The sequence below is a fragment of the Vibrio sp. OPT41 genome (assembly GCF_015163595.1).
In the GTDB taxonomy this organism is placed as follows: domain Bacteria; phylum Pseudomonadota; class Gammaproteobacteria; order Enterobacterales; family Vibrionaceae; genus Vibrio; species Vibrio alginolyticus.
In genome coordinates, this window is the sequence record NZ_JADDYH010000014.1 from 837,621 (window position 1) to 850,768 (window position 13,148).

The 13,148-nt window shown below is 43.6% G+C and carries 10 protein-coding genes; 6 read left to right on the forward strand and 4 right to left on the reverse strand.

Translation table 11 applies throughout. The features are described 5' to 3' along the window. Positions 1–151: 151 nt before the first annotated feature. The gene (locus tag IQP38_RS07390; RefSeq protein WP_005378404.1) at positions 152–2,377 is read right to left on the reverse strand and encodes an NADP-dependent isocitrate dehydrogenase; all 2,226 of its coding nucleotides are present in this window, start codon (positions 2,375–2,377) and stop codon (positions 152–154) included. Between the two features lie 311 nt (positions 2,378–2,688). Here IQP38_RS07390 and IQP38_RS07395 point away from each other — a divergent pair, with 311 nt between their 5' ends. Then, positions 2,689–3,390 carry a pseudouridine synthase gene (locus tag IQP38_RS07395; RefSeq protein WP_017634731.1) on the forward strand — a complete coding sequence of 234 codons (702 nt, stop codon included), beginning with the start codon at positions 2,689–2,691 and terminating at the stop codon, positions 3,388–3,390. An 85-nt stretch (positions 3,391–3,475) separates the two neighbouring features. On the opposite strand, the gene IQP38_RS07400 is transcribed toward IQP38_RS07395, so the two are convergent. Both IQP38_RS07400 and IQP38_RS07405 read right to left on the reverse strand, forming a co-directional pair. Beyond that, a complete protein-coding gene (locus IQP38_RS07400) occupies positions 3,476–4,153 on the reverse strand; it encodes a DUF2057 family protein (protein ID WP_017634732.1) in 678 nt (225 codons plus the stop codon). Between the two features lie 76 nt (positions 4,154–4,229). Further along, positions 4,230–5,309: a porin gene (locus IQP38_RS07405; protein ID WP_005378424.1), complete on the reverse strand. Its 1,080-nt coding sequence runs from the start codon at positions 5,307–5,309 to the stop codon at positions 4,230–4,232. A 515-nt stretch (positions 5,310–5,824) separates the two neighbouring features. On the opposite strand from IQP38_RS07405, the gene dinG reads away from it, so the two are divergent. From dinG to xthA, 5 genes are all read left to right on the forward strand, one after another. After that, positions 5,825–7,900: an ATP-dependent DNA helicase DinG gene (gene dinG, locus IQP38_RS07410; protein ID WP_158156106.1), complete on the forward strand. Its 2,076-nt coding sequence runs from the start codon at positions 5,825–5,827 to the stop codon at positions 7,898–7,900. 14 nt (positions 7,901–7,914) lie between these two features. Next, a complete protein-coding gene (locus tag IQP38_RS07415; RefSeq protein WP_138940022.1) occupies positions 7,915–8,700 on the forward strand; it encodes a sulfite exporter TauE/SafE family protein in 786 nt (261 codons plus the stop codon). Beyond that, complete coding sequence (locus tag IQP38_RS07420) at positions 8,697–9,242, forward strand: primosomal replication protein (RefSeq protein WP_017820026.1); 546 nt, start codon at positions 8,697–8,699, stop codon at positions 9,240–9,242. The genes IQP38_RS07415 and IQP38_RS07420 overlap by 4 nt, the downstream gene beginning before the upstream one ends. Next, on the forward strand, positions 9,242–9,406 hold the full coding sequence (gene rsmS / locus IQP38_RS07425) for a pleiotropic regulatory protein RsmS (protein WP_005378432.1): 165 nt from the start codon (positions 9,242–9,244) through the stop codon (positions 9,404–9,406). The genes IQP38_RS07420 and rsmS overlap by 1 nt, the downstream gene beginning before the upstream one ends. 95 nt (positions 9,407–9,501) lie before the next feature. Next, positions 9,502–10,308, forward strand: coding sequence for an exodeoxyribonuclease III (gene xthA, locus IQP38_RS07430; RefSeq protein WP_005378433.1), 807 nt, complete (start codon positions 9,502–9,504; stop codon positions 10,306–10,308). Between the two features lie 93 nt (positions 10,309–10,401). Here xthA and IQP38_RS07435 read toward each other — a convergent pair whose 3' ends face one another. Then, positions 10,402–13,125: an ImpA family metalloprotease gene (locus IQP38_RS07435; RefSeq protein ID WP_193837458.1), complete on the reverse strand. Its 2,724-nt coding sequence runs from the start codon at positions 13,123–13,125 to the stop codon at positions 10,402–10,404. Positions 13,126–13,148 lie beyond the last annotated feature (23 nt).

The following is a 13,148-nucleotide window of genomic DNA, read 5'->3' on the forward strand; positions in this document are numbered from 1 at the left end:
CGAAACACCACGTTGATGTTTTGAAGAGAAAAATAAACCCGCCAAGATAGCGGGTTTCTTACTATTTAGAGCACGTGTTACAAAAGGAACACTTACAACGCACTTACAGGATAGGAAACACGCCGAAAACGACGTGTTTTTTAACACTAACTTACTTGTTAATGATTGCGTTAAAGGTTTCGCTTGGACGCATCAATTTAGAAACCAATGCATCGTCTAGTAAGTAGTAACCTCCTAGCTCACCTTTCACGCCTTGCGCATTATTTAGCTCAGCAACGATCGTTTCTTCCTGCTCTGACAGCGCTTTTGCAATTGGTGCAAATTCAGCAGCAAGATCCGCATCATCCGTTTGCTCTGAAAGCGCTTTCGCCCAGTAAAGTGCAAGATAGAAGTGGCTTCCACGGTTATCTAGCTCACCCACTTTGCGTGACGGAGATTTATTGGTGTCTAAAAACTCACCGGTCGCTTTATCTAGTGTATCTGCTAGAACCTGAGCCTTAGGATTGTTTGTCGCTACACTTAAATGCTCTAACGAAGCTGCAAGCGCTAGGAACTCGCCCAAAGAATCCCAACGAAGGTGATTCTCTTTTTCTACTTGTTGAACGTGCTTAGGAGCAGAACCACCAGCGCCTGTTTCAAATAGACCACCACCGTTCATCAATGGAACAATAGATAGCATCTTAGCAGACGTACCTAACTCTAGAATTGGGAACAAGTCTGTTAGGTAGTCACGAAGAACATTACCTGTAACAGAGATAGTATCTAGGCCCGCTTTCATACGCTCTAGTGAGTACTTACAAGCTTCAACAGGAGATAGGATCTTAATCTCTAGACCGTCAGTATCGTGATCTGGTAGGTAGGCGTTTACTTTCTTGATGAGCTCAGCATCGTGCGCGCGGTTTTCATCTAGCCAGAATACAGCTGGAACACCTGTTGCACGTGCGCGAGTCACTGCTAGTTTAACCCAATCTTGGATTGGTGCGTCTTTAACCTGACACATACGGAAGATATCACCTTCTTCAACCGCTTGCTCTAACAGTACGTTACCTGAAGCATCAACAACGCGAACAGTACCCGCAGCGTCTAGAATGAATGTCTTGTCGTGAGAACCATACTCTTCAGCTTTCTGAGCCATTAGACCAACGTTAGGTACGCTACCCATAGTGGTTGGATCAAATGCGCCGTGCTCTTTACAGAAATCAATAACCGCTTGGTAAATACCTGCGTAGCTACGATCTGGAATCATCGCTTTGGTGTCTTTTTGTTTACCATCTGGTCCCCACATTTGACCCGAAGAGCGAAGCATTGCTGGCATAGAAGCATCTACAATAATGTCACTTGGTACATGTAAGTTTGTGATACCACGATCAGAGTCAACCATCGCAAGTTCTGGTTGAGTTTGGTAAACCGCTTGAATGGCCGCTTCAATTTCTGCTTTTTGCGCTTCAGGTAGAGACTCAATTTTTGAGTAAACATCACCGATGCCATTGTTTACATCAACGCCTAGCTCTTCAAACAGCTTACCGTACTTATCGAAAACGTCTTTGTAGTAAACTTTTACTGCATGACCGAAAATGACAGGGTCAGAAACTTTCATCATCGTCGCTTTCATATGAAGAGACAGCAGCACGTCTTGCGCTTTCGCTTCAGCAATCTCTTTCTCGAAAAATTCAACCAACGCCTTCTTCTTCATTACTGAAGTATCAATGACTTCTTTATCTAGTAATGGGAACGCAGACTTAAGCTCTTTAACTGTACCATCATTACCGACAAACTCGATTTTGACCTCTGTTGCACCAGAGATAGTTGTAGACTTTTCGCTACCAAAGAAGTCATTGTCTGACATGCTCGCAACATGAGACTTAGATTCTGCTGACCATGCACCCATTGAGTGTGGGTTTTTCTTCGCGTAGTTCTTAACCGAAGTCGGAGCACGACGGTCTGAGTTACCTTCACGAAGTACTGGGTTAACCGCACTACCTTTGATTTTGTCGTAAGCCGCTTTAATCGCTTTCTCTTCGTACGTGCTCGGCTCTTCTGGGTAGTTTGGTAAATCGTAACCTTTCGCCTGAAGCTCTTTAATCGCCGCTTTAAGCTGAGGAACTGAAGCTGAAATGTTAGGTAGCTTGATGATATTTGCTTCTGGAGTTTGAGCTAGTTCACCAAGCTCAGTCAACGCATCGCCAATGCGCTGTTCTTCTTTTAGATGCTCTGGGAAGTTAGCGATAATTCGACCTGCTAGTGAAATATCACGAGTATCTACATTGATGCCAGACGATGCTGTGAATGATTGAATGATTGGTAGTAATGAATAAGTTGCTAGCGCCGGCGCTTCATCAGTGATGGTGTAGATAATTGTAGGTTTTTCTGTAGGCATGAAATTTCCCTATTTTTTAATCAACTTGTTGGCTGATCAACTCAGCGTCTGAGTTGGTTTAATTGACGCATTGCTGCACGTTAGCAGTACATGTCTCCTCACTAACGCCACATGCGGTTCGCACTCTTTGTTGTAGTTTGAAGCTCTAAGCTCTGAATCCATGAGTGCACTGATATAATTAAACAAATAACACGAATTAGTCTATCATTCTGTGCGCGTTTGTTAGTTTTAGGCGCGCAAATCATATCCGATCATGAGAAAACTTAAAACTTTCAAACACAGTTCATTTACATTTTTGCAGGGTAGTTAACATGTCATCTCGTACAGGTCAGGAAAAAGGTCGCAGTCGTAACCAGTCTAAAACGGGCCATTTTAAACACTCAGGAGCTCGCAATGGCTCGAAGACTCGTACTCAGCAAGACCGCCGCCCTAATCGCCCAACAAAAAGCCAAAAGCCAAAAGTGGCCCCTAAAGATCGTAAAGTCATTATTTTCAATAAGCCTTACGATACGCTCAGTCAATTTACCGATGGCGATGGTCGCAAAACGTTAGCGGACTATATCCCAATCAAAAATGTCTATGCGGCTGGCCGATTGGACCGAGACAGCGAAGGTTTGATGGTACTCACTAACGATGGCATCTTGCAGGCGAAGCTAACGCAGCCAAAGTCAAAATCGCCGAAGACTTATTGGGTTCAAGTTGATGGCGCTCCTCAGGAGCAAGATCTTGAAAAATTGAGAAAGGGAGTAGAGCTAAAAGATGGTATGACTCTACCAGCCGAAGTTGAAGTTATTCCAAAACCACAAGTCTGGGACAGAACGCCTCCGGTTCGTTTTCGCGCAAATATCCCTACCACTTGGTTAGCCATTACCATTATTGAAGGAAGAAATCGTCAGGTGCGTCGCATGACTGCGCACATTGGCTTCCCTACTTTGCGCCTCATTCGTCATTCGATGGGTGATATCGTCCTTAACGACCTAATGCCTGGTGAATGGAGAGAAATCTCTCTCTAATAAGCAGAAAAGATAAAAGCAGGCTTAAAGCCTGCTTTTTAGATTCGTACTTTTTCAGTTAAGCCCTATCTAATGAACTAAGGGATTACTGCTCAGCAAGCCAGTTTTTAAAGGCCTCTTTTTCCGCCGGAGACGCTTTCTGGTACATCGTCTTTAATACATCAACCATTGGGCTGTCGTTCGATGCGGCTGTTGAACGGGTATCACTAGTCTCAACTCGAGGCTCGATATCACTTACTGATTGTTGATGCTGATTCACAGTTACATAACTAACGGCAACACTCGCGATACCGCCAGCAATATTGTAGTTGCGAGATTCTTGAGGGTAATTACGACCAATTTGAACACCATCTGACTCTAATACATCTTCGACCAAAGCAATAGGTTGGCCTTTGGTATCCAGTAATTGCCAATCTAGAGGCGAGATGTTGTTTTGCGCTTGGCGAAGAGTTTTAAACTCTGGCAGTTCAAACGTTAGCTTTTCGTTTTCAGCATCAAATTTAGCAACGATTACATCACTGTAAACCGTCTTAAGGTTTTCGTTAATTTCGAATGTAGGTTGATATTTGAAGACAATTTGATTCGTTCCGTCAGGTAGTTCGATTGTCTTCTCACTAGAAAAAAGACCACCTTCTAGATCTGGCTTCTCCATGTTGACGGCCAATAACTTCACGTCTTCTGGAACCACTAAAGTCGTTGCAGCGTAGAGGTTTGTACTGGCAAAAATAGACAGTGCCATTGCCACTTTTAATGATAACTGCATAGAATTTTTCATCCTTATCTTCATAGTAAAAGACCCAGCATATAGCTGGGTCTTACAATATCAAACTGGGTATTGATTACCAGTAGAAACGAGCACCAACACCGAAGTTAGTTGCGTCGTCTGTGTCTTTGTTGTCGAAGTCAGTACCTTCGAAAGTGTAACCCGCTTCTGCGAATACACGTGCCCATTTAGAGAACTTGTATTCAACACCAGCGTAGAACCAAGAAGAGTCTGCGTCTACTTTACCTGCTTCGTCAGTAGACTGAGCTAGGTACTCGTAACCAGAGTATAGAGTTGTTTTAGGAGCAACAGCGAACATACCAGCTACAACGATGTAGTGTGAATCAACTGTTGATTTACCTAGCTTATCTTCGTTTTCGTTGTAGTAGTACGTAGCACCTAGAGTGTGCTCGTTTAATGCGTACTCAGCAGTTACTTCAAAAGATAGGTTTTCGTTATCAGTACGCTCTGTGTGAGAAACTGTTTGCTCTACACCATTAAGAACTAGTTTTTTCTCTTTAGTTACGTTGATGTCGTTGTTCGCAGTAAGTACACCAGCGTGTAGAGATAGGTCGTTGAAAGATTTACCAACGAATACTTCTAGTACTTCTTCGTTAGAATCTTTTTCGCCTAGCGCGTAACCAGCTTTTAGCCAGAACGCGTCATTTTCGTAAGCGTATTTGATTTGAGAATCGTTGTTCCAAGCGTGACCGTATGCAGTTTCCGCTGCGTTACCACCGAAGAAGTAAGAGTAATCTGCGAAGTATACGTCATCAGCCCAAGTACCTTCTTTACCGAAGCGAAGAGTACCCATATCACCCATATCAAAACCGATGATGTGGCGACGTACGTATACAGAGTCATCTGTACGCTCGCTTGAATCAGCACCTGCGTCGTAGTTGTCACCTAGAGCAACACCGATTTCAACTTCACCCAGAACTTTTAGGCTTTCGTCAACAACGTAAACCGCGTTCACACCAGTACGAGAAGAGCTAGTGTTTAGCTCTGCTGTGTGATCAGTTTTTTCTGTGAATAGAAGAGTTGGACGTAGCTGACCGTAGAAATCTACAGAACCTTCTTCAGATTTGAATACTTCAGCTGCGTTCACTGAAGTTGCAGACGCAACTACAGCTAGTGCTAATAGAGTTTTTTTCATAATTAATCCACTGCCTTTTCTTAGTTCGGGATATCCTTGTCCGGTTCCCTTTTTTTATATGTTTGAGGTAGAGCGTTAACAAAACGTTATACAGCACCTCCTCAAAATCTGGAGCTAAGAGTGCAAAAGATTATTCTGGCTGTCAAATTTTCTAAATACCAATGTAAAAAAAACAAAATACCATTATAAAACAACAACTTGATAAGTTTACCTTTATTTATTCGACGAACATCTAACCAATCTCCATTATTATTTGTAATTTACAAAATTATTAACAAATGGTTTTTTAATCCAATAAGTAAATTTAAAAAAACAAAAAAAAGAATAAAAACCCACAAATCAGACCAAGTTGGAGTTTTATATTTTTCATATAATGAAATTAATTTCATTAAGATAAGGTTCAATATTTTTTTGTGAAGGAGATCTACATTCCTTATAAAAGCATTCCGTTTTGTGAACTACTGTACAACTAGTGATGTGTGCTACTATTCGCCTCCAACGCATTTGAGGCCCGTATGCTGACCAGTAACATTCAAAAATCGATTCGTAATAGCTATCAAAACCTTCAAGATCAACTTGATAACTTTGTGCCTAGAAGAGCACAAAACTACCTTGTTGCAGAGATTGCAAAAACGCTGTGCGGTCAGTATCACAAATCTAACCGAATACTCGTTGCAGAAGCAGGGACTGGAATTGGTAAATCGCTCTCCTATCTAATGGCGACCATTCCCGTGGCTGTACATAACAATAGAAAAGTGGTTATCTCAACGGCGACCGTCGCTCTGCAAGAGCAGCTCATAAATAAAGACCTCCCTCTTTTTCGTCGGATTACCGACCGAGAGTTTTCTTTTATTTTGGCAAAAGGCCGTCAACGCTATTGTTGTGCAGAAAAGCTCGCTACTGCTAGCGGTGCTGATGGTGGCCAGTTAGCCATGTTTGAAACCAAACCTAAGCAAAAAGATATAGAGCTGTTAGAAACAATGCATCGCTCTCTTGCGCAAGGTAAATGGGACGGTGACCGTGATTCTTGGCCTAAACCCATCGACGATAAGCTTTGGCAACTGATTGTCAGTGATAAACACAGTTGCAATAACAGTTTACCAGGCCACCGCGGCTGCCCATTCCAAAAAGCGCGCTCAGAGTTGGATAAAAACGATGTCATCATTGCTAACCACTCTCTCGTCATGGCAGACGCAGATTTAGGTGGCGGCGTGATTTTACCTGAGCCAGAAAATACAATATACGTCTTCGACGAGGCACATCACTTACCTCACGTCGCTCGTGACCATGCTTCAGCATCTGCGAGTTTAAAAGGCGCGGCAGCATGGCTTGAGAAGTTAAATCAGTCGATTAGTAAGTTTTCATCACTCGCAGACGAGAAACGCGTAGCTCGATTTCGCAACGACCTTCAAGACGCGGTTCAGAACTTGATACCGGCACTGACTCAATTGCCCAAACAGTTCGACCCAGCTCAATTTGAAGAGGGTATCTACCGCTTCGAACACGGTGAACTACCTGAGTGGTTAGAGAACCAATCCAAAGAACTAAAACAGTTCAGTAAAAAAGCAAATCAGAGTGTGGCAAAAATTGCCGACCTTATTGCGGAAAGAGTAAAAGACGGGGAGCTTGCGACAAGGTTGGCTGAACCAGCGCTTGCAGAGCTCGGTTTCTACATTCAAAGGTTAGAAAACCTAGCGCAAGTATGGCATTTAATGGCTGAACCAGCTCGTGAAAAAGGTGCGCCTTTAGCTCGCTGGTTAGAAACCCACCCTGATCGCGAGGGTGATTTCATTGTGAGTGTTTCGCCACTTGAAATTGGATGGCAACTCGACCAACAGATTTGGAGCAGATGTATTGGCGCCATTTTGGTTTCCGCAACGATGCGTGCATTAAACTCCTTCCATTACTTTTGCCATCAGGTTGGTATTGATGGAAAACCAGAATCAGGCACACAGTTTTTAGCGCTTGCGTCACCATTCGATTACCAAAACCAGGCAGAATTACTCATCCCTGCGATGAAATATGAACCACCAGCGCCTCAATTTACTGAATATCTTATTGAGATCTTGCCTAAGTACTTGGAAGACAAGAAAGCCAACTTAGCATTATTCTCATCCTATTGGCAGATGAACCAAGTCGCGAAGGCACTCTCTTCGGAGTTCATAAAAAAAGGCTGGGCGTTGCAAGTTCAAGGTGAAAGCTCACGTCAAGAAATTCTAAAAAAACATAAAAAGTTAATAGAATCAAATAAAACCAGCATCTTATTTGGTACTGGCAGTTTCTCTGAGGGGCTAGACTTACCTGGCGAATTACTTGAAAACTTGGTGATTACAAAAATTCCATTTGGCGTTCCAACCTCCCCTGTTGAGCAGGCTCATTCCGAATACATTGAGAAAAAAGGAGGAAACCCGTTTATGCAAATAACTGTACCTGACGCAAGCAAAAAGCTGATCCAGAGCGTAGGTCGCTTACTGCGTAAAGAGAGAGATTCTGGTAGAGTAACGATTCTTGATCGACGCCTAGTCACTAAGCGATACGGACAAGCCTTAATCGACTCACTACCTCCATTTAAACGTAAAATAGAATATTAGAAGAATCACCATTTATGGAAATGATTGAGCCAACCATGCTGTTGGTGTTGGCGCTTGTCGCTTTTGTCGCTGGATTTATTGATGCAGTTGCCGGTGGTGGTGGCATGCTTACCGTACCTGCTCTACTGTCGCTGGGCTTGCCGCCTCATATTGCACTAGGCACCAATAAACTTGCCGCTACCTTTGCTTCTTCTACTGCGGCATTTACGTACTACAAAAAACGTCTATTCAAGCCTCAATGCTGGAGGCGTGCATTCGTGGCGACACTCGTCGGAGCGACATTAGGTACGCTATTTGTAGATGCGATTAGTACGGATTGGCTGGAAAAAGGATTGCCACTTGTTATTTTGGCGGCAGCGTTGTATACCGTTTTTCATAAAACGCCCCACTCTGCTCATCAAAGTCCAATCCCCGAGCCTTGCCCAAAACTTCATAAAAAACAGTACATACAAGGCTTATCAATCGGATTCTACGACGGACTCGCTGGGCCTGGAACTGGGGCTTTTTGGACAGTAAGTTCAATGGCGCTGTACCGGCTGAATATCTTGCTCGCCTCTGGCTTAGCAAAAGCAATGAACTTTACAAGTAACTTTACCTCTTTGATCACTTTTGCATTCCTCGGACACATCAACTGGGTGCTAGGCTTAACAATGGGAGTATGTTTAATGGCTGGTGCTTTTGTTGGCGCGCACTCCGCTATTAGATTTGGTTCTAAATTCATTCGTCCTGTATTTGTTACTGTCGTCAGCATACTAGCTATTAAATTGGCTTATGACGCATGGTTTGTAGGTTTGTCATGAACATTTCTCAACTCCAGGAAAATCTAGAACAAATGGCGAAGCAAGCCGCTGTTCTTGACCGTCAAAGAGGCGAACATCATGTTCCGCTTTTTGATGAGCGTTTATTTGGTTGCCGCTCTCGCTTACTTACTCCTTGCGTAAAAGAAGCAAAAGCCACGCTGGGTGCGATTGTGCGTGAGCAAAATGAAGGTAAGCTCACCGCTTTGCGTGCTGAGTACCTCACTGAACGGTTAGTGGCGCAAATCGGTGCGATTCAACGCGAGATTTCTACCACTAAAATTCGTAAGAATGAAATCAAACATAGCAGCCATTTCCGTAAGCCTATCAACGTGCTTTATCAGGAGCTCGCTCAACATCAAGAGTGGGCAAGACGCTTGCGCGAGATGGTGTTAGAAAAAGAACGTGCTGTCGAAAGCGCTCCTAGTTTTATGCGTGCCGACGCTCAAAAAGTATTACTAGCAACCGAGCAACGTTTAGCGCGTTGTGAAACAGCACTTCTTAAGCTAGAGAACCAAATTACACATAGGGAAAAACATCAATAATGGCTGATCAACCAACCTCGCCTTTAGATGACGCACCTGAAGAGATCAAACTGGCTGTCGATTTAATCTATTTGCTTGAGAGCAATGAGATAGATCCAGAAGTTGCGCTTAACGCTTTAAAGATCGTGCAAAACGACTTAGAAAACAAATTAAAAGCAAAGTAGCTCAGAGCGTTTCACTCCTTTCACCGAGACTCGTTTTCAGTGCTCTTACACAATGATACTATTCATAAAAAGTACGCCCCCAAAAAGGATAAATAATGAAAGTAATCAGCTTTAACATCAATGGACTACGTGCGCGACTGCACCAACTCCAAGCGCTAATCGACAAACACCAACCTGATGTGATTGGTCTTCAGGAAATTAAAGTTCACGATGAAGCATTCCCGATTGAAGCTGTCGAAGCCATGGGCTACAAAGTGTATTTTCATGGTCAAAAAGCACATTACGGCGTAGCAATGCTTTGTAAGCAAGAGCCTCTACACGTACAAAAAGGGTTCCCGACGGATAACGAGGAACATCAAAAGCGCATGATCATGGCAACGTTTTTAAATGAAAACGGCGAAAAGGTCACTGTGCTAAACGGCTATTTCCCTCAAGGGGATAACATCAGCCACGAAACCAAATTCCCATACAAGCGCCAATTCTATAAAGATCTGATGACCTACCTAAACGATCATCACAATAACGACGAGCAATTGATTGTTATGGGTGACATCAACATCAGCCCTATTGATGCAGATATCGGTATCGGCGAGCCAAACCGGAAACGTTGGCTAAAAACAGGTAAATGTTCATTCCAACCTGAAGAGCGCGAATGGTTGAAAACCTTACTAGACTGGGGCTTTGTGGACACCTTCCGTAAGCTATACCCAGAGGTAAACGATCAATTTTCGTGGTTTGACTACCGTTCTCGCGGTTTTGATGATAACCGTGGCCTACGAATTGATGTCATTTTGGCAACCCCTTCTCTAGCGGAAAAGTGTATTGAATCTGGTATCGACTATGAGCTTCGTGGTATCGAGAAGCCTTCAGATCACGCACCAATCTGGTCAACATTTAAGTAATATATTGCAAAGCTATAAGCGAGACTCAACGCTAAGCTTAGTCCGATAAAAAGGGAGACTCAGTCTCCCTTTTTAATACAAATTACCATTTAATCACTGGTTCAGCGGCCAAACCGTTTGACCATCAATACTTATCGGTGTTTGAGCGAATTCGTTCAGACAGTAGCCTGTATTACTACTTGCAAAGTAAGTGAGCGGCATCGGTGGTAGATTCAGCGCCACAACCTGCTGTTTCGCTTTTTCTGTGAACGAGAATCCCCACATATCGAGATAGTTAGTCATATCTCGCTGAGAAATGTAGCTCAGAGCAATAAGCAACCAGTCGTTGTTCGAGATGCTATTTGCTTCTTCCCGAGAGTAGTTGGCGAAACCAATACTCAATCGTCTCTCATCCCAAAGCGCATCGTCCGATTTTAAGCGGTTAAACTCACGTTCAATCAGGTGCAAGCGCGCCAATAAATGCCAACCATTTTTAAGCACACCTTCATGCTGCGCCGCCATCATCATTTGAATGTAAACACGAGCGCCCCAACTCCAACTGGTTTGATTTTGCGCTGCCATGTATGCGTTTGGATCCGCTTGAGTTCGGCTAGCTTGCAATAATTCAAACTGGCCTTTGAAATCCAAGCTTTGGCAAGTTGAAACTTTCCCCGTATTCTGGAAGAAACGAGACTTACTGTAATACGAGTAGTAATTGGTCGTTGAATGCCCTTCCCAGCCTGAAAATCGGAATCGACCTTTTTCTAAACCATGGCCAAGCTCATGTAAATCACCGTGACCGAGTGGGCTGAATGACCAATAAGCATCGTAAGGGTTACCCGAACAACCATAACCACACGTCGCTTGGTCAGCGTTCATGTGCTTCACTATATCAATATTGGCGATTTCCCAACCTTGGTTTTGGGCGTATTGAATAATTTCAGGCACTTCATCTATGCCCGGCCCTTGGAAACCTGCTAGCACATGCGGGTAGTTGTGAACATATTCTTCTGTTGCAAGCGCCATTTCCGAAGGGGTAGACCACATTTTATCGTTAACCGACTCCAACATTTTGTCGCGCTTTGAGTGTACTTCAAACCCAGGAGTGATCAGCTCAGCCCAATCGAATAAATTGGCTTCTAACTGTTGAATAAAAGCGTCGTTATCCTTCTCACTTCTCCAAACTGGATGCTGTGCCACATGATTAAATTTCAGTTCAACCGGAACATCATTTTTGTCAAAGTGAACCTGTACTGGACCACCATAAGGAGAAGTCAACGTGATGGTTTCACCCGGCTTCACTTCATAGCCGAATGAAGTCAGCAGTTTTGGTCGCGTGTATCCATCTTTGCTGAACTCATGAGTTGCACCACTTCTTAAAGTGTTGATGACAATCTTAGTCGCCACATCATTGCTGTCATTACGTTTAACCGTAAAAGTTTCCCCAGGAAGCGCATACACACCAGTCGAACGGAAGTTACGCTTTGATTCCATATTAATCGTTGCACTGATTCTCTTTATGTCAGGGCTAAACTCACTACGGCTGAAGTTCCCCATATTTGGTTGTTTTGGGTTTACGCTTCGGCTGTTGTATTGCACGTAATCGGCAAAGTACGACTTTAGGAATTCGGTCGTTTGGGTTGATTGTTTGTCCATCGGGAAGACAACCGTTTGACGATAATGATCAGCCAACAATACCATGAGTTTTTCGTATTGGTAGCCGTTTTGATTAAACAAATCTACTTTTTGTTCATCAAGCTTTTGCAACCAATGGCGAATGCTGTTTGCCCCTGCATAAAATTGACTGTCCATATTCGCAGTGTCAGGACAAGATTTGTCCTCACACTGTGACAAGTCAACATTGAAGTTTTGAGATTCAAAACGAGACAACAGCGCTTGTTGCGTAGCAACAGAGTCTGGCACGAAGTTCATGAGTGATGAAGGCGCCCAATCAACCAAGCCTAACTTACGCCAATAGTTATCTCCCACATAATCAACATGGAATTTTTCCAAAATGTCTCGGCCAAGTTCAGTTAGTCCTCCATCCCAATGCAGGTATAGAACAGGAATTTGGGCTTGCTCAGCGTATGCCAGAGCATCGAGTACTTGTTGGTTGGTGTCGCCAGATTGCAGATGCTGTGACAAGATCAATAAGTTTGGAGTATTGGTTTGCAAGCAGCTAAGTAGCTTCGAACCATCGCATAGGTTGGCCTCGTTAAACGCCAACTCTTGTGAAACATTGTCTTTCAGCCAATTCCGAGTCGCTTGCTCATCCGGAAAGTAATAAGACTGGTCCATTTGCGCGATGACGACGTTTGAAGTAACTCCGCCCGACAACCAAGTGACCAGATTACTTAACCATTTCGTCATCGCTGAGTTGGAAGAGTCGGGAAAACGTTGTGCCGTTCTAAATGGGTTACTCCCTAATAGTGCGTAACGTTGACCATTAGACTTTTCCCCGGCAACGCCAATTGACATAGCTTGATCTTTGTAACCGCTTACCATGGCCTTATTGGTCATCAAGATGGTGTCGTTGAAGCCATACTTAGGTGCCAAGATCGCGGCATCATGGGTTGGATCCCAATAAAGACCTGAAAGGTTTTTCGCAATTGCAGATTTGATCGTATTCGACTGCATCTTGTGAGCTTCCACAACCTGACGACTTTCACGAATGAAATCGCTCGGGTCAGAAACGAGCAGTGCATTACCAGTTTCAAGAGCTTGTTGAACTGGAGCTGGCGTTGGTTTTACTTGAGCATTAGGTTGTGATTCTCCCTCTCCCCCACCACATCCTGTGGCTAAGGCGGCAATGCCCAACGATAGAATTGTTTTTTTCATTTTTACTTACTAAACAATGAGTT